This window comes from Spiroplasma sp. hyd1, assembly GCF_016082235.1.
GTDB lineage: Bacteria > Bacillota_I > Bacilli_A > Mycoplasmatales > Mycoplasmataceae > Spiroplasma > Spiroplasma poulsonii.
In genome coordinates this window covers 1-19,297 of record NZ_JXYY01000019.1, presented here as the reverse complement: position 1 = coordinate 19,297, position 19,297 = coordinate 1, and the positions used below count along the sequence as shown (strand labels likewise).

Genomic DNA, 19,297 nt, shown 5'->3' with positions numbered 1-19,297 from the left:
TCCTACACAAAAACCTAAAGTTGAAAGAATGAATAGAGATATTAGAGAATATCTTCTTAAGGGAACTGATTTTAATCAAATTACTCAAAAAGAAATTAATAAAGTTATGAAAATTATTAATGAAAAACCACGACCGAGTTTAGGTTGATTGTCCTCCAAAGAGGCATTTTTACAAAATATTCAGTAATTAAATTATTAATTTTAGATTTTTAACAAAAATCATTTTTTGTGATGCTGAAATAACTATATAATTTAAAAAAAATATTTTTTTTAAAAAAATAGTTGCAATTTTTAATAAAAAATATATTATTGACTTAATAAGGGTTAAAAATCCTACTTGCATCTTTACTTTACATTTCAAAATAAAAAAATTACCTTGCTTTAAAAAAGTTTATGGTAATTTTTATTTTATTCGTTGTCATCATTAAAATTTTCGTCAAAATTAAGATGTTCATTTTTTTTGTTACGGCATTGATCACAAATTCCATGTCCTTCAATTTTAAAGTGAACTGGCTCTCAATTAATATTTTGCATCACTTCTTTTAAGTTATCTAACTTAATTTCTTGTAAAATTTTTGAATCCTTAATATGAACAACATTTTTACAGATATCACAAACCATATGGAATGATGGATTTTCAGCTAAATCATATCAAATTTGCTTACCATCAAACGAATTGGTAAAAACAACATGCTCACTAATTAAGAGGTCGATTGTGTTGTAAACTGACATTAGATTAACATTTTTAAATTCTTGTTCTAACAACTCAACAATTTCTGATAAAGTTAAGTGTTGTTTTTCTGTTAAAATTTTAATAACTGCCAATCTAATTTCGGTAATTCGATAATTTTTGTTTTTTAATAACTGCACAATGTTTTCATATGATAATGCCATCTTTGCCAGCTCCTTTATTTTTTAATTTCTTCAATAATTTTAACTAAATCTGCTACTGTTTTAATATCCATTAATTTATCATCTGGTATTTGTATTCCAATTTTTTTTTCAGCTTCAATTACTAAATCCATCAAATCTAATGAATCTAACCCTATTGATTTAAATTCTGTGTTTAAATCAACTTGTTTTGAAACACCATGTTCTTTTAAAACTTTTTTAACTTCATTTAACACGTCCATTTAAAATCTCTCACCTTCTCTTTTTGTCTGTATTATTATATCAAGTTTAACAATAAAATAATAGACTCTCTGTTAACCCCTTCTAAAGAGTTATTTTTCAAACTTGATATAATTGTTGCTCATTATAATAATGGTAAATTAAAATTAATTTCGAATAAGCAAGTTGTTCATTACTATAATAAAAACTAAGATAACTAGTAGGTGGTTGAAATAAAACCATTTGGGAAATTCACCGTTTTAAAAAATAATGATGAAATTGTTCATTATTGAAATAATATTCACCATAGACATAATTAATTTTTAATCGTAAGCGTTTAGAATCTAATATCTTATTAAAACTTGGTTCTAATATTGCTTCACCCTCTTTATTAAAAACTTGTAATTTAGGATTAGGTTTATTATTACTAATTAAAACATTTTTATAAATAAAAACAAAAATAACACTTAAAAAAATAACAATTGGTAATAAAAAACCAAGAATAATAATAGCTCTCCTAGTAAAAACTTTTTTCATTGTTAACGATCTTTTCGATCAATAAAAAATTAAATTCAAATTGAGCAAATAATTCTTGGTTAAATTCTTTATTATAATAGTTTGCTAATTTCTGGGTACAAATATAATATGTTATTGCTAAATTATCAAATCAATTAACTGCTGGAATAAAATTAGTGTTAACATTTGGACTAGTAATAATTGGTTTGAAAATAAGCTGTTGGGTAAAATTAATATTAAATCCTTTTAATTGCGTAATGAAAGTTACTTTTGTTTGTTGCAAAAACGGATGGACCAAAAATTTTTTAGCAGAAAAATTATCATTTACTGCAATTTCAATTTGATTTTTAGTTTGACTATAAATTGTATTATCACCAAAAAAATGTTCATATAATTTTTGCTCTGAATTATATTTTAAATAACCATTTGATGATTTAAAATTATATTTTGTTTCTTTACTAATTATTGTTGCTACTGTTGGAATCAACAAATAACGATTATTAAAGAATGTTCATAACTTTGTTATTTTTGTATAAAAATCAATTGGAAAATTTAATACATAATTAGAATAAAAAGAACTAAAACTACGTAAAGAAAATAATGAACTTATTTGTTCATCACGAGGTAAAATTGTAATAAATTCAAAGTAATGCTCAAAAACATTTTGTAAAGTTTGAAACTGTTTCTTTTTTTCATCATAATTTTTATACTGAATAACTCCTATTGTTTTGGCTGTCTGGTTATAAGTTAATTTTTTATTGTTAAAATTTAAATAAAGTTCCTGATAAGAATTTTTTGTTATTAAAACATCACTTCTTAGATTGGGAACACTAATAACAAGACTAACTTTATTAATTTTATCTTCATCAAGACATTGTCCTGGCACAATAACTTTTCCTCAATTTGAATATTCAACTTTAGTTCCAGAAATTTGCAAGACTGCTTGACTATACCCCGCTTGTAATTGGATGGTTATTTTACAATTTTTTTTATTATTAAAATTTCAATATATTTCTAACATTGAAAAACTATAATTGAATTGAAAAAAATGCTTTTGAAGAATATTAGCAATATTACTTGGTTGCTTACGATCAACTTGATAAGCTATTGTTGTTTGACCATTCTCAGTAAACCAAGGTTTAATATTACCAATATTTGGACGAATATAAAAAGCATAGGCTTGATTATTATCACCGTTATCAAAACTAAATAAAGGAATAGTTAAATCTAATGCTAAACTAATTTTATTGTTAGGAGCAAATTGAAATAAATTAAAGACTGCCAATGGTTGATTAAGAAAATTTTCACCAAACAAATTAAAAACCTCCTTAATTAGCATTTACCAAAAATTAAAGAGGTTTCCTTGAAATTAATAAGCACGCGCAAAATAAACTAAATTAGTTGCTGTTTGACCACAGTGAAAGCAAACTGTTTTTTGTGGTTTTACATCAAAAGGAATACAACGTGATGTTGTTTGTGTTTCCGCTTTAATAACATCTTCACATTCAATGCGTCCACAGAAAGGTACTAAAAATAAACCGTTTCCCTTTGCTAATGCTTTTAAATAATCATTATAAGTTGTAATTTTTTGTGTCCGTTGTTGGCGATTATCTAATGTTCTTTGATATAAGTTTGCTGCAATCTCAGATAATAACTTTGCAACAGTTTCTTTTACCGCCATTAATGGCACTGAAATTTTTTCAAAAGTATCACGACGAGCAATCATAACTTGGTTTTGTTCTAAATCACGAGGTCCTACCTCAATTCGCAATGGAATCCCTTTAATTTCAGTATTTGCAACACGAAAACCAAAACTTTTATCTGATTCGTCAATTTCACAACGATATTCTTGTAATTCAACTTGTAACTTTTGAACAACTTGTAATTGTTGCTGTTCATTGCTAATTGGCAAAATCATAATTTGTGTTGGGGCAATGGCTGGTGGCAAAACAAGACCATTATCATCACTATGTGTCATAATGATTCCCCCTATTAAACGGGTCGAAACCCCCCATGATGTTGAATAAGCATTTTCTAATTCATTTTGTTGATTTGCAAATTTAATATCAAAAGCTTTTGAAAAATTTTGACCAAAATAATGACTAGTTCCACATTGTAGGGCTTGGCCATCATACATTAATGATTCAATTGTATATGTCTCTTCTGCCCCAGCAAATTTTTCGCGCGCTGTTTTTTGTCCTTTAATAACTGGTAATAATAATTTTTTCTGTGCAAATTCAGCATAAATATCTAAAATTTTTAAAGTAAAATCCCGTGCTTCTTGGCTTGTTGCATGAATTGTATGTCCTTCTTGTCATAAAAATTCACTAGTTCGTAAAAAAGGGCGGGTTGTTTTTTCTCACCGTAGAACATTTACTCATTGGTTATATAACAAAGGCAAATCACGATAACCCTGAATTTCTTTACTAAAGAAAGTTCCAAATAAAACTTCTGATGTTGGTCGAATATAAAGTTCTTCATCTAAAACTTTATCACCAACCTTTGTAACAGTTGCAATTTCAGGTGAAAAACCTTCGATGTGGTCTTTTTCTTTATTAAAAAGAGTTTTCGGAATTAACAACGGAAAATAAACGTTTTTGACACCAACTCGCTTAAATTCTACATCTAAAAATTTTTGGATATTTTCTCAAATGGCATAACCATACGGTTTAAAAATCATTGTTCCTTTAACAGTCCCATAACTAATTAAATCAGCATTTAAAACAATATCGGTATATCACTGGGCAAAATCAACTTCTCGTGGTGTAATTTTCTCTAACTTTTTCTTCATGATTTACTTCTTTCTATTTTCTGTTAAAAGATCAGAAATATTCCCTTTTTCACCTTGGAAAATTTTAAGGTTTAAACGATTGCTTTCAACATAAGTTTGAATTCGATTTAAATACTGATTATTTTTCATTAAAATTCAACGAATAGCTTCCGGGTTAACATCTTCAAAAATTCTTATTCGCCGAGTAACATCATCATATTCCCAATCTTTCTTTGTTAAAGCAAAGAGTTTTTTAATGTCAATTGCAATAACAGCAATTTGAGATGGATCAACTTTTTGTTCTGCCACTCAACTTCAAAAATAATGACGTGTAGAGTTATCTAATTCAAATTCTAGATGATCAGGTTTTTCTAAATAAGTCCAAACAATGTACTCACTTTCTTTTGCTAAATGAATATTTTGAACTGGTTGTAAACCAAATTCTAATTGCCGCAAAACATTACTAGTATCAGTATAAAATAATAACGATTTAATGCGTTGTCGATTTAGTTCTTTAATGATTTTATGTGTTTTACGTCGTTTAAAACTAAAACCAGTTTTAATCTTACCTTCGTTCTCATCATCTTCAAATAGACTGGTTTCTAAATTATCTGGTTCTGATAATTCTTCTTGTAATAAATTTCGTTTTTTTGATTTTTTATCTTCTGGTGCGGTATCTTGCTCGTCTTTCTTTTTTAACTTATTAAATAACATCGTTAATCCTCCTCAAATAATAATTATACAAAAAAATTATACTTGATTTTTCCACAACTTATAAGATTGGTGCAACTAATTTTAAACATGTTAGTAATAACCGATAACTTAATGGCTTATATTTAATTGGTCATTCATATCATAAAATAGCATGCTTATAATCTCATTCTCAGCGTGGTATAAAACTTGTTACAACTGCTGGGTCATAAATAACCGCTGTTGTTTGGTGATCAGAAAAGAAACTACGATAATCTAAATTACATGTTCCAATCACAGCAACTTCATCATCAAAAATGGCAATTTTATTATGATTAAACATATTATTCATTTCATAAATTTTAACACCACTTGCAATTAAATCTTTACAATAACTTTTGGTTAAGTCTAACACAAAGATTTTATCTGTTAAACCAGGAATTGTTAAACGAACATCTACTCCAGCACGAGCTGCTAAAATTAAAGCTTGAATAACTTCATTCGGGGGAATAAAATACGGTGTTGATAATCAAATTCTTTTCCGTGCTTTATTAATTAACTCAATATATAAATCTTCGGTAATTGAATGATCAACACTAGGACTATGATTAACAATTTGTAAATGTGATTTTCCACTAATATTATATTTTTTCATCGCCAAAACACTTGGTTCTAATTCAGTAATTTTTTCATGGCGTTTTGTGGCAAAATACCAATCATCTGCAAAAATAACTTCTAAACCACGAACAGCTTCGCCTTCAATGCGGACTTGTGTGTCATGAAAGATTCCAAATTTTCATGATTGATCAGCATATAAATCAGCTAAATTAATTCCTCCTGTATAGCCAATTAAACCATCAATAATAACATCTTTTCGATGATTACGATAATTTGCATTCCCACTAATAAAGGGTGTAATAATTGGTAAATACTTATGAATTCGAACCCCTGCTTTCATTAATTTTTTAATGCTTTTTTTACTAATTTTAAAATAACTACCAACATGATCATAAATCATATAAACACGGACTCCCGCCGTAATGCGTTCTTTTAAAACCGCTAAAAATGATTCAAATAGTTCACCATCAGCAACAATAAAATAAGTTAACAAAATATATTCTTGAGCTTGTTGCAAATCCGTTAGCAACGATTTGAAAACGCGGGTTCCATTTGTTAAAATTTCAATTTTATTATTTTGATATATTGCTTTATTAGCATTATGCATTAATAATTCAACAACATTACCAAATTTTTGGTTCGGACTAGTATATTCAGTTAAACACTTTTTATTTTTTTTAATATAAGTATCATATTCTAATTTATTTAAATGATTATATAATAATGATTTTTTATTTGAATAGTGATATTTTCGACCAAAAAAAACATAAGAACACAAGCCAATAAAAGGAACAAAATTAATAAAAATAATTCAAGAAAATTTAACTTCATAACGTCGCTTTGAAAAGAAGAAAAAGAATGAAAAAATTAAATCAATAATAACAATTGCTAAAAAAATATATAAAAACTTGAAATTAAAAATAACAACTACCACAATTAAACCCATAATTGCCATTCCAAATAAAAAAATCATTGATAAAATAATTTTTAATCAATTTTTCATTATGTTTCCCCTTTATTGCACAATCTTAATACGCATATTATACCAATAATTTAAAAAGAGTTATAGATATTATAACTCTTTTTTGTTTCTTTTTAGTTTAAAATCAATAATTAATGGCGGAACAGGAGAGACTCGAACTCTCGCGCCAGTTACCCGACCTAACACCTTAGCAGGGTGCCCTCTTCACCAACTTGAGTACTGTTCCAAATCGATATCTTATATATTATACAAAAGATATCATTTTAAACAAGTGAAAATAGTTATTTTTTAAAAAACTAACCAATTAAAATATTTTCTTCAACATAACTATACTCTTTTTCGCCAGTTCCACGAATTGAAACTAATAATGTTGATGAAACTCCCAATTGTCCAATAAACATTAATAAAATTAAAACTAACATACTTAAAACCCCTAAATTATATAACTCCAGAAAACTTAAGGTACTTAATCCCGTTGTCCCAAACGCACTACAAATTGTAAAAAAGGCATTTAAAACATCAATATTAGGATTTTCAGCACTAATACAAATAATAGCTCCCATAATTAGCGCTCCGGAAATTGTTGTTACAACTAATGCTCGTTTGACGGTTTCATTTGGAATTTTCCGTTTAAAAACATTGACACTATTATTATTTCGAACAATAGATCAAATTGTAATAATAATAATGGCCAAAGTTGTTGTTCGAATTCCTCCCGCCGTTGATGATGGCGCTGACCCAATAAACATCATAACTGACATCACAATTCGTGACCCCGGCAGGAATTTACTCATATCAACTGTTGAATAACCAGCATTTCTAGTTGACATTGTATTAAAGAAAATGTTCATAAACCCATTTCAATTGGACGTTGAATTTCGTAAAATGCTTTCAATATATGGTCCATTTGGACTCGCTATTGCATTAAGATTAGTAAATTCAATTAATCAAACACTAAAAACGCCCGCAATTGATAATCCAACATAAGTAATTAAATTAATTTTTGTAAATAAAGTAAATTTAGCATGTTCTTTGCGTCGCCAAGCTACAAACTTACGTTTTAAATCATAAAAAGTTGGAAAACCTAAGCCCCCAATAACAAACTGAAACATAAAGACAAATTGCATAAAATAATTGCTATTGTAAGGCATTAATGATGAATTTCCAATAATATCAAATCCCGCATTATTAATAGAAGATATTGAGTGAAAAATCCCACTTCATAAACTTCGTCAAAAATTATGGTAGGTTACATTATCAATCATATCTTTTCCTTCAATTGATGCTGATGAAAAATAAAAGTTACAAAATAATAAAATGGCTCCAAAGCATTCTAAAATAATTAAAAAAATAAAACTATTTTTAATTAAATCAACAGTGTGACCAAAATTACTACTTCCACGTTCTCCTTGCACCAACATTTTGTCTTTAATTGAAATGCGGCGTCCTAATCACACAAAAATCATAATTTTAAAAGTTACAATCCCAAAACCACCAGTTTGGATTAGGATTAAAATTATTAACTGCCCCAAAAAACTATAATCAGCCGCCGGATTACTAATCGTAATTCCGGTATCAGAAAAAGCACTTGAAGCAGTAAATAATCCTACTAAATAATTTCATGAAAAATTATAGGTTCCTAAAACTTTTCCATATCCATCACTAACCACCCGATTAACATTATTAACAAAACCTGGAATTGATAACAACAATCCCCCTAAAAAAACAATTAAAATATAAACTAAAAATAATTTTCCCGCTATCTTTGAGAAAGGTAACCAATGGCGACGACGTGTTAATGGTGCTCCTGGCCCATTATTACGTTGCCGCTTACTATCGTTTTTTCTTTTAAAATATAACTGAGAAAACACCCTTTACGCCCCTCTTTCATTAATATTATATACTACAAGTACTAATTATTGCTAATAATAAAAAAAATAGTATAATTAAAATTGCAATAAGGGAGAAGCATTCAATGGCACGAAGAAAAAGTTTTGCAATTATTGGACTAAATAACTTTGGTCGTTCAATTATTGAAACATTAATTGTAAGAAAACAACATATTATGGTTTTTGATGTTGATCAAGCCAAAGTTAATAATATGATTGCTAGTTATGACCAAGTTGATGGTGTTGCATTAGATTCAACGGTTAAAGCAAATTTAATTGAGCAAGGATTAGACCAATACGATACAATAATAGTTACGATGGCAAGTAATATTGAAGCTAGTGTTTTAACAATCATTGGTTTACAAGATATTGGTATTACAAATATCATTGCAAAATCAAAAGATATTCGTCATACACGAATTTTAAAAGCACTAGGAATTACTAATATTGTCCAACCTGATACTATGGCTGGAAGCATTACTGCAACTAAAGCAATGTTTGATATTGAAATTGAGATCCAAACAGTTGATGAAAACTATGCATCATTAACAATCCAAGTAACTGACCCAAGTATTGAAGGGCAATCACTATCTGACTTACGTTTTATTAATAATAAAGATTACAATATTGTTTATGTTAAACGCAAAGGACGAGTTATTTTACCAGGGGATGTTGATTCAATCAAGTTAGACGATGAATTATTATTTATTGCTAAAATTAGTGCAATTAATGATTTAACCATTAAACTGCAAAAAATTGATCATGAATATGAAAAAGATGGTAAATAACCATCTTTTTTTATTTTGTTTGTTTTGCTGTAATTAAGGCGAGAACTACTTGTTGCCCAATTTCTGGGGCAACTTGCCCTTTTGTTAACTTCATTAATTCTCCCATAAAGAACTTAACAACACGTTCTGGCCGTTGGTCATACTGTTCTAACATGGCTAAATTACTGTCAAAAACTGGTTCAATAATTGCTTTGATTTCAGCTGGATCACTAACTTGTTTTAATCCTAAATCAACAACAATTTTTGCTGGGGGATAATCCTCTGTTAAAATTCGTTGTAAAACTATTTTTGCTTGTTTAGTAGAAATTACGTTCTTAGTAATTAATTCAATCATTGCTACTAAATTTTGCGGTGTTAATGCTGTTTCACCTAATGTTACATTTTTTTGATTTAAATAAGCGGTAACATCACCAATCAAATAATGAACAATTGTTTCATATTGTGATGATAACTTAATTGCTGCTTCAAAAAAAGTCATTAAATCATAATCTTGTAAGATAATATCAACATCAACCGCTTTTAAATTTAATTTCGTTAAATAACGCTGACGAATTGCTGCTGGTAGTTCTGGCATCTTATCTAAGACCGTTTTAATTCAAGTTGGTGATAATTGAATTGGAAAAATATTTGGCTCTGAAAAATACTTATAATCAGTCGCGTCTGTTTTTTTCCGCATTAAAACAGTTGTTTTAGTTTTTTCATCAAAACGGCGGGTTTCTTGTTCAACTGTTTGACCCATTAATAAAATTTCAGTTTGTCGTTTAATTTCATATTCAATTGCTTTTTCAACATTAGAAATTGAATTTAAATTTTTTAACTCCACTTTATTTCCAAAGGTTGAAATACCAACCGGGCGTAATGAAATATTAACATCACAACGAAGCGAACCTTCGTTCATTTTGGCATCACTAACTTGGGTATAAACTAAAATTTCTCGTAGCGCTTCTAAATACTTTCGAACTTGAAATGCTGATCGTAACATTGGGTGGGTAACAATCTCAATTAAACCAATTCCAGCACGATTATAGTCTAATAAGGTCCCAAAATCCTCATGTAATTGCTTTGCCGTATCTTCTTCAATGTGTAAACGTTCAATCGCAATTTCCAATGGTTTACCATTTTCATCAATAATTGTTAAATGCCCATTGCGTCCAATTGGATAATATTGTTGAGTAATTTGAAATCCTTTTGCTAAATCAGGATAATAATAGTTTTTTCGATCAAATTGAATAATTGGATCAATCGTTAGATTAAGTGCTTGACAAGCAAGCAATGCTAATTCAACTCCTTTTTTATTAACCACTGGCATTACCCCAGGATAACCAGCATCCATTACGTTAACCATACTATTGGGTTTAGCACCATAAGTAACAAGTCCTAGTGAAAACATTTTTGTTTTTGTTTTTAATTCCACATGATTTTCAATTCCAATTATTACTTCAAAATTAACCATTGTTTTTTCCTCCCTCTGGAGCAACTCTATTCTTAATGCCAATTATTTCTTCAATTAGTAAACTAGCATTAAAGACCTTTTGGTCTGCAAAAGGAGCTGCATTAACATTAATCCCAATTGGCATATTATCAACAAAAGCAAGCGGTAATGTTAAAGAAGGATTTCCCATCAAATTACCTAAAACCAATAAATCATCAACATAATTTTCTAATTCTGCTTCGGTTAAAATTTGATCTTTAATATCACTAATTTTTGGAGCAACAGTTGATGCTGTTGGTAATAATAAAATATCATAGTCCTTAAAAACCGTCGTTAAAGCATCAACAATTAACTGGCGAACTCGTTTTGCTTTTAAGAATAACAGCGTTTGGTTTTCTTTTGATAAAGCATACGAACCAATGACATAACGACGCTTCACAACATGACCAAATCCTGCTGTTCGTGAATTCATCATTACTGCTTCGTAACTATCTCCATCAACTCGTGTTCCAAAGTTGATTCCATCCAGCATGGAATGACTGCTTACTGCTTCAGCAAAAGAAATTACCATATAAACTGGTAACAATGCCTTTAGCAAGTCTTCGGGAAAATCAATTGCAGTAACCTTAATTCCTCCTTGCGCTGTTAATTGCGTATATAAACTATCAAAATGTGTTTTGATTTCAGCAGGTAAAGCTGAATGAGCATTTTTTAAATAAGCAAATTTTTGGTTTTTAACTACTGATGATAAATTTTTAAAATAATTTTGTTCCTTACTTTTTAATGAAGTAGCATCTTGGTGATCTTCTTGTGCTAAATAATCAAAAACAATGGCACTATCTTCCACCGTACGAGTAAAATAACCCACGGTATCTAACGATGGCGCATAAGGAAAAACACCATACCGCGAAATTAAACCATAAGTTGGTTTAAAACCAATAATTCCACAGTAACCTGCTGGTTTACGAACCGAATCACCAGTATCTGTTCCTAAAGCAAAAGGTACCACGCCAGCAGCAACTAATGCTGCTGAACCTGATGATGACCCCCCTGTAATGCGGGTTAAATCTCATGGATTTAAAACATCACCAGTTAAAGCATATAATCCATGCCCCCCCATTCCAAGTTCATCTAAAGCACTTTTCCCTAACAAAATACTATTATTTTGTTTTAAAATATTAGTTACTGTTGATTCATAAGTGGGTACAAAATTTTCTAAAATTTTTGAACTTGCTGTTGTTTTAACCCCTTTTGTTGCAAAATTATCTTTTGCAAAATATGGTAAAGCAAATAAATAATTATTTGTTGATACGGGGACTTGATCTAGTTCTAACGCTAAAGCTGTTGCTGCTGTTGTTAATTCAGTTACGGTTGCATTTAAAACTTGATGCTTCGCTAAATTAGCAAAAGCTTCCTTAACAATTTGTGATGGCGTAATTTTTTTAGTTATCAAAAGTTGATGTAATTCTTTAATTGAATAATATGTCATACTATTTAACCACCTTATTAATTACGATATAATCATCCATTGTTTTTGGAGCTGCTGCTAAAATTTCTGCCTGAGAAGAAACAACGGCTGCATCGTCTTCACGTAAATAATCAACCGTTAATTCAAACGGAAAATGCATTGAATGAACATTCGTTGTATTAATTTTTTGCACTAAATCCATTTGTTGTAAAATAACATCAAACTCTTTACTCAAATTTGTTAACTCTTCATCTTTTAAATCCAACATAATATTATTTGCTAATAAATGTAAGTCCTCTTTTGTAATTCTTGCCATATTATTCCTCCTTTATTAATAAATTATTAAATTCTTCCTCATTAATAATTTTAACATTTAATTTTTGTGCTTTTACTAATTTACTACCTGCATCACTACCAGCTAACAAATAAGTTGTTTTAGCACTAACACTATCTGAAGTTTGACCACCATAACTTTCAATTAACTCTTTAAAATATTCTCGTGGTTTTGATAAAATACCAGTAATAACAAAACGATAATTTTCAAATTTTTGTGACAATGTTTGATTAGTAACAAGATATGTCATATTAATCCCTTGTTGCTGTAACAAAGCAATTTCTTGTTGATTTGCTACAATAGCAAAATAATCAACAACACTAGCTGCAACAATTGGGCCAACATCATTAATAACTGATAATTGTTCAATATTCATTGCAGCTAATTCTGCTATTGTTTTAAATTGTCGCGCTAATAATTTTGCTGTTTTTTGGCCAACATGACGAATTCCTAATCCAAATAATAATCGTTCTAATGAATTTTGTTTTGAATTATTAATTGAAGTAATCATATTTTCAAAAGATTTTTCCCCAAAGTTTTCTAATTGAATAATTTCCGCACGATATTGTGATAATTGATATAAATCACTAAAACTCTTTAAATATCCTATTTTATATAATCGTTCAATATTTTTTTCACTAACCCCTTCAATATTCATTGCGTTACGAGAACAATAATGTTCTAATCCCCGCGTGATTTTCTTTGGGCAAACTGAGTTAATACAATATTGATCGACTTCCCCCGTTACTCGTTCTAATAAAGACTGACACTCGGGGCAATGCGTTGCTTCTTGTCATTTTTTCGCTTTTTGCTGACGACGCTCAACAACATAATTAATAACCTCGGGAATGATATCACCCGCTTTTTTAACTTGGACATCATCGCCAATTCGAATATCACGTTCAGTAATAAAATCAGCATTATGTAAGGTTGCTGCACGAACAATTGTCCCCGCAATACGAACTGGTTCTAACACAGCATTATAAGTAATCCGCCCTGTTCGCCCAACAGATGGAAAAATATTAAGTAATTTTGTAACCACTACTTCTGCTGGAAATTTATAAGCAATCGCTCATTTTGGGTTTTTTGCAGTATAACCAATTCGATTATATAGACTTAAATTATTTACTTTAATGACAATTCCATCAATTTCATATCCTAACTGATGACGTTTTGGTTCATATTCTTGGATATATGCTCAAACAGCAGCAATATTTGAACAATAACGATATTCTGGATTTGTTTTAAATTTTAATTGTTCTAAACGTTGCAATGAATCATATTGAGTTTGAATTTCATCGCCTAGGGCATTAACATAATAATATAAAAAAGCATTTAAATTTCGTTTTGCCACAATTGTTGAATCCAATTGACGTAATGTTCCAGCAGCAGCATTACGAGGATTAGCAAATTCTGGTTCACCAAGTTTAATTCGTTCATCGTTAATTTTGTTAAATTCTTCCAATGACAAATAAACTTCCCCCCGAACAGTTAAATTTGGGTGATCAATTCGTAGTGGTACTGATTTTATTTTTTTAATATTAACAGTAACATCTTCACCAATCACACCATCACCTCGTGTAGCGCCCATTATTAATAAATGATTTTCATAAACCAGTGAAATTGATAATCCATCAATTTTTAACTCACACGTATATTCAACTTCTGATAACCCCGTCAACTCTTTAATTTGTTCATCAAAATGAATTAAATCATCATAATTAAAAGCATTTGCCAAACTTAACATTGGTGTATTATGGACATATTTATTAAATTTTTTACTAATTTGACCCGAAACCCGTTGGGTTGGTGAATCAATTGTAATCAATTCACTATATTGTTGTTCAATTGCGATTAATTCTTGCATTGCCCGATCATATTCTTGGTCACTAACACTCGGGGCATCATTAACATAGTACTCATAATTTCATTTATCCAACTGTTCTCTTAGCACTAAACTTCGTTTTTTTGCTGCTTCAAAATTCATAATTTCCTCCTTATTTCATTGCTCTTAATTTCTGCTTATTGTGGGGTGGCATAGTTGGCTTTTTCAAATGTCACTTTTTAAAGGGCTTAATACGTAGGGCATAAACACTAATATTTAAGGCAACTAATAATGCAACAATGAAGACCGTAGCATTGTTTAATAACGCTTGTTCATTAAAAATTAAAATTAGAAAACGTCCCACTAATGGATTGAAAAACGTTACTGTTAAAAGAGATAACATATTAATTGGTGTTTTTGCCGCAAAATTTGGGATTTGTTCAAAAAACAATAATCAAATTAGCGCTAACCCCAAGAAAACAAAGGAAATGATTAAGAAAACAATATTCGTTCATGGTTGAAAGCGCATAAGTTCTAACTGAACATATAATGCCGAAGCAATATTTTCTAACGTTCAAAAGTTCAAATTATTTTCCCCCGTTGCTAAAACAACAACTGAAATTAAAGTGAAAATAAACGGCACCACAAACAATAATTTCTTGCGACCAACATACATCATCAACTCAATATCATGAACACGAGAATAATTTCGATATAATAAGATTGATAAAATTAACATTAATAAAAATAACCCTAAGAAAATAAAAATTAATAAGAAGTTTTTGATTTGAGCATTATAAAAAATAAAACATAATGTTGGAAATAAAGTGAACTTAACCATATCTTTTAAGAAATTAGTTTGATATTTTAGCATCGTAATCCATGTTGAAACATAAATAATAAATAACATAATATAGGACGCATCTCATTCAAAAGTAATATAACTTGAAAAAATAATTCCAATAATTCATGGCATATTACGACTACGATATTCTTCATTAGTATAAATTGTCATTAAGATAAATGTTACAAAGAACAGACTTGTTAACATATTTTGCGGATGTCATGAATCATAACCAAAATAATAAATTAATAATTTTGATGCTGATAAAACTAGCAAAGATAATAATCCAATTAAGAAACGATTACTTTTTTTATTAGCAAAGTTACTTAATAATGTTACAAAAATCGAAGCAAATAACATTGCATCTAAAATATTTAATAAATTTCAAATAATTTCACTTGGATCAATTCCTGTCATTACAAATCACACTGAAACATTAGTAAATCACGAAAGTGAAGCTAAAGCACGAGCATTTCCAACAATAACATCCGGATTTAATTTAAAAATAATATTATTATCAACAGAATCATACTGATAAAAACTTAAAATATACGTATTAGTAATGTTTAATTCCGACGGTGAAATAAAATAATTTTTTAAATAATATAAAACCATAAAGACTCCAAATGCCACAAAGAAAATGGCATGATTTCAATCTCATAAATTAATGTTAAACCAATAACGAATAAATAATAATAAAAATAATGAATATAAAATATTAATGGATAATAACGAATAAACTAAAATGATATAGCGTAAATCAGTAATTAATTCTAACGGAATCAATAAAAAAGAAATTACAGCAAAATAAAAGAAAAAACCCATAATCATCCCAAAATAAATGTTCTTAGTTCGAATCTTTAAAACTTCTGCTAAAATTGCTCCTGTGGAAGAAAAAACTCAATAATAATATAGAAAAAAGGCAATCGCAATTAAAACTATTTTTGTCATTTCATCTTCTCCTCTTCTTAACAATTATAGCAAAAACGCGGCAAAATATTAGGGATCTTCCAAAAATAAAAGTGATTTTTAATTATAAAATCACTTATTATTTAGCTTATTTCCTATTTGATAATAGCAATAACTTCCCCTTGTTTTACTTTTCCTTCTTTAACAATGGTAATTGTTCTACCACTCATTGTTTCTGGTGTAAACACAATTGGTGTATCTAAACTTGGTACTTTCTCTGCTTTTAAAACAGCTAAATCAACTTCACATAACAAGTCGCCTTGTTTTACATTATCATCTTGTTTCACTTTAATATCAAATCCTTTACCATCTAATGAAACAGTATCCATTCCGATGTGTAATAACATTTCAACACCAATATTACTTTTAATTCCATAAGCATGCCCTGTTGGAAAAACAGTAATTAATTTTCCCGCCACTGGGGCAACAAAGTTTCCTGCACTTGGTTTAATTGCTAAACCATCACCTAACATTTTTTGTGAAAATACTTCATCCTCAACTTTATCTAAGGCAATAATCTCACCATCCACTGGGGCAATAATTTCAAGTTCTTTTGATTTTTTACTAAACAATCCCATCATTTCTTCTCCTTATTCTTTTAATCAGACACTGCTGTTATATATAATTAGTATACTATAAATTAATTAAATTTACTTGCTATTTTTAAAACAAGGGAAAATCAGCTAGTTGATTAACTAAAACTAAGATTAAACNAATTAAACAAAAAACACAACATAAAAAAAGAATTAAATATTTATTTTTTCGAAAAGCAGCCCGAATTGTTAATTTTTGTTTGGTTGTAAAGTCATCATTATGTGAATTTTGACGAGCTTTCCGTGACTNTCNTCACCATCAACCACCACTTGCAATTGATAACAATGTAAACAATACAACCAAAACAATTAAGACTGATACTGGAATATTACTTGCTTGCGCATTTAAATAAAACATTAAAATCACCTATTTAATAAAAAANTAACACTAATAGTGTTATTTTATCAAAAATTTAAACATTTAAAGCACTTTTTGTTGTTTTTTGTACTAAAGCTAATACTTCTTCAGCGGTTTGACAAGTTAGAGCTTTTGNCACTAATTGTTCCATCGCTGGAACTTCTAATTTGCTAATAACTNGACGGGCATTTAAAATACTTGTTGCTGACATTGAAAAGTAATCTAACTTCATTCCCATTAAAAGGGGAATTGCTTGTTCTTCTCCCGCCATCTCACCACACATTCCAACTCATTTGCCTTCTTTATGAGCTCCATCAATAATTGTTTTNATTAAACGTAAAATTGATGGATTATATGGTTGATATAAATAAGCAACAAATTGACTCATCCGATCAGCTGCCATTGTGTATTNAATTAAATCGTTTGTTCCGATTGAAAAGAAATCAGCATGTTTTGCAAACTGGTCCGCCAACATAGCTGCTGATGGAATTTCCATCATCATTNCAATTTCAATATTATCCNCAACTTGATGTCCGGCTTTAATTAGATTTGCTTTTTCTTCTAATGTAATTTCTTTTGCTGCTTTAAATTCATCAATTGTAGCAATCATTGGGAACATAATACCAAGTTTCCCGTGGACACTCGCGCGTAATAAAGCTCGTAATTGTGTTCGAAACACATCCGTTTTATCTAAACATAATCGAATCGCACGATAACCTAAAAATGGATTCATTTCTTCTGGGAATTTAAAATATGATAGTTTTTTATCTCCCCCAATATCCAACGNACGAATAATTACTNGTCGGTTTTGCATTCCTTCTAACACGCCTTTATATGCTTTATATTGTTCATCTTCCGTTGGAAAATGATCATTATCCATATATAAGAACTCACTTCTAAAGAGTCCAATTCCTTGGCCACCATTATCTAACACCCCTTGAACATCTTTTGGGGCCCCAATGTTACCTTCTAAAACAAATTTTTGGTATCCATCTTTTGATACGGTGGGNTTATCTTTAAATGCTAATAATTCTTGTTGCAATTGGAAAAACTTTGTTCGTTCTGCGGTTCAAGTTTTAATCTCGTCAGCTGATGGGGCTAAAATAACCTCCCCAGTTGTTCCATTAATCATCATCGCTTCATTATGTTTTGCCTGTTTTGTAACATCTTTTAGGCCTAACANTGCCGGAATTTCTAAACTACGAGCCATAATAGCANCATGNCTAGTTCTTCCCCCCNATATCACAACTAAATCCTTTTGCAAATTTAGGGTCCAATTGCGCTGTTTGTGATGGTGTTAAATCTTCTGCGACAATAATAACTTCTTCATTAATTGTTGCTAAATCTAACACCGGCACATTTAAAATATATTTAATTAACCGATCAGTTACATCTTTGATATCCGCTGCTCTTTCCTTAAAGTATGGATCCTCCATTCCAGCAAATATTGTAATAAATTTCTGTGCAACAGTATGAATTGCATACGCCGCATTGTTTTTATCATTATTAATCATTTTTTTNGCTTCATCAATCATCGCTGGATCCTGTAAAATCTGACTATGGGCTTCGAAGATNGCCGCTTTCTCAGCTCCCAATTTTTCTAAGGCAATTTCTTGTAATTTTTCAATATCAGCATTTGNCTTCTTCATTGCTGTTTCTAAACTCTTAATTTNACTAGCTGAATCANAAACCGTATTATTTGAAATCTCATATTTTNGTTCTTCTAATTTAAAAACTTTTGCAATTGCAATTCCATTACTCGCACCTATTCCGTGCAGTTTTTTTGACATAATAAAAATTCCTCACTTCTCTTTCTACTAAAACTATTTTTATTATATACTGAAAATTGGAAAATTACTGTAATTTAAGCATAGTTTTCATCCTCAAATTATTATTTTTATTACAATTTGNAAAGTTCATCAAAAATTATTTAAAAATTAAAATGATACCCCAACTCACGAATCTTATAAACTAAATTATTAGATGTGTGGCACTCCCACATTTCCTGTTTTCTATTCTNTTGTAAATATATTCAGCAAGAGTTATAATGATATGGATTATTTAATATAGTTTTTTTATTTTTGTATTAATCAAAGTACATTTTTAAATTA

The 19,297-nt window shown here is 29.3% G+C and carries 15 protein-coding genes, 1 tRNA gene and 2 pseudogenes; 2 read left to right on the top strand and 16 right to left on the bottom strand.

Going from position 1 to position 19,297, the window contains the following annotated elements; genetic code table 4:
- A pseudogene (locus TS70_RS03150) lies at window positions 1-187 on the top strand (IS30 family transposase); the annotation flags it as partial.
- A 221-nt stretch (window positions 188-408) separates the two neighbouring features.
- Here TS70_RS03150 and TS70_RS03145 read toward each other — a convergent pair.
- From TS70_RS03145 to TS70_RS08460, 9 genes are all read right to left on the bottom strand, one after another.
- Entirely contained in the window at window positions 409-894 is a 486-nt protein-coding gene (locus TS70_RS03145; RefSeq protein ID WP_198049386.1) for a Fur family transcriptional regulator, read from the bottom strand.
- A gap of 14 nt (window positions 895-908) precedes the next feature.
- The gene (locus tag TS70_RS03140; RefSeq protein WP_040092502.1) at window positions 909-1,133 is read right to left on the bottom strand and encodes an acyl carrier protein; all 225 of its coding nucleotides are present in this window, start codon (window positions 1,131-1,133) and stop codon (window positions 909-911) included.
- 82 nt (window positions 1,134-1,215) lie between these two features.
- Entirely contained in the window at window positions 1,216-1,647 is a 432-nt protein-coding gene (locus tag TS70_RS03135; protein WP_198049385.1) for a hypothetical protein, read from the bottom strand.
- Window positions 1,628-2,941, bottom strand: a complete 1,314-nt coding sequence (locus TS70_RS03130; protein WP_198049384.1) for a hypothetical protein — start codon at window positions 2,939-2,941, stop codon at window positions 1,628-1,630. The genes TS70_RS03135 and TS70_RS03130 overlap by 20 nt, the downstream gene beginning before the upstream one ends.
- 54 nt (window positions 2,942-2,995) lie before the next feature.
- Window positions 2,996-4,417, bottom strand: a complete 1,422-nt coding sequence (proS, locus tag TS70_RS03125) for a proline--tRNA ligase (RefSeq protein ID WP_232332389.1) — start codon at window positions 4,415-4,417, stop codon at window positions 2,996-2,998.
- Between the two features lie 3 nt (window positions 4,418-4,420).
- A complete protein-coding gene (locus tag TS70_RS03120; RefSeq protein WP_040092499.1) occupies window positions 4,421-5,110 on the bottom strand; it encodes a hypothetical protein in 690 nt (229 codons plus the stop codon).
- Window positions 5,111-5,168: 58 nt separating this feature from the next.
- Window positions 5,169-6,707 carry a cardiolipin synthase gene (gene cls / locus TS70_RS03115; RefSeq protein ID WP_198049383.1) on the bottom strand — a complete coding sequence of 513 codons (1,539 nt, stop codon included), beginning with the start codon at window positions 6,705-6,707 and terminating at the stop codon, window positions 5,169-5,171.
- A gap of 114 nt (window positions 6,708-6,821) precedes the next feature.
- Window positions 6,822-6,912, bottom strand: a tRNA-Ser gene (locus TS70_RS03110).
- 70 nt (window positions 6,913-6,982) lie between these two features.
- A complete protein-coding gene (locus tag TS70_RS08460) occupies window positions 6,983-8,557 on the bottom strand; it encodes a TrkH family potassium uptake protein (protein WP_198049382.1) in 1,575 nt (524 codons plus the stop codon).
- A 104-nt stretch (window positions 8,558-8,661) separates the two neighbouring features.
- Here TS70_RS08460 and TS70_RS03100 point away from each other — a divergent pair, with 104 nt between their 5' ends.
- Window positions 8,662-9,363, top strand: a complete 702-nt coding sequence (locus tag TS70_RS03100) for a potassium channel family protein (protein WP_127093084.1) — start codon at window positions 8,662-8,664, stop codon at window positions 9,361-9,363.
- Window positions 9,364-9,373: 10 nt separating this feature from the next.
- On the opposite strand, the gene gatB is transcribed toward TS70_RS03100, so the two are convergent.
- The 7 genes and pseudogenes from gatB to ptsP all read right to left on the bottom strand — a co-directional run bounded on the left by gatB (window position 9,374) and on the right by ptsP (window position 18,976).
- Window positions 9,374-10,816: an Asp-tRNA(Asn)/Glu-tRNA(Gln) amidotransferase subunit GatB gene (gene gatB, locus TS70_RS03095; RefSeq protein WP_198049381.1), complete on the bottom strand. Its 1,443-nt coding sequence runs from the start codon at window positions 10,814-10,816 to the stop codon at window positions 9,374-9,376.
- A complete protein-coding gene (locus TS70_RS03090) occupies window positions 10,809-12,284 on the bottom strand; it encodes an amidase family protein (RefSeq protein WP_040092494.1) in 1,476 nt (491 codons plus the stop codon). The genes gatB and TS70_RS03090 overlap by 8 nt, the downstream gene beginning before the upstream one ends.
- Window position 12,285: 1 nt before the next feature.
- Window positions 12,286-12,579, bottom strand: coding sequence for an Asp-tRNA(Asn)/Glu-tRNA(Gln) amidotransferase subunit GatC (gene gatC / locus TS70_RS03085; RefSeq protein WP_040092493.1), 294 nt, complete (start codon window positions 12,577-12,579; stop codon window positions 12,286-12,288).
- Window position 12,580: 1 nt separating this feature from the next.
- Window positions 12,581-14,584 (bottom strand): NAD-dependent DNA ligase LigA, encoded by a 2,004-nt coding sequence (gene ligA / locus TS70_RS03080; protein WP_198049380.1) that lies wholly within the window; start codon window positions 14,582-14,584, stop codon window positions 12,581-12,583.
- Between the two features lie 10 nt (window positions 14,585-14,594).
- Entirely contained in the window at window positions 14,595-16,217 is a 1,623-nt protein-coding gene (locus TS70_RS03075; RefSeq protein WP_198049379.1) for a hypothetical protein, read from the bottom strand.
- Window positions 16,218-16,330: 113 nt separating this feature from the next.
- Window positions 16,331-16,813, bottom strand: coding sequence for a PTS sugar transporter subunit IIA (locus TS70_RS03070; protein WP_127093096.1), 483 nt, complete (start codon window positions 16,811-16,813; stop codon window positions 16,331-16,333).
- Between the two features lie 428 nt (window positions 16,814-17,241).
- Window positions 17,242-18,976: pseudogene (ptsP, locus tag TS70_RS03060) on the bottom strand (phosphoenolpyruvate--protein phosphotransferase).
- Window positions 18,977-19,297: the final 321 nt, after the last annotated feature.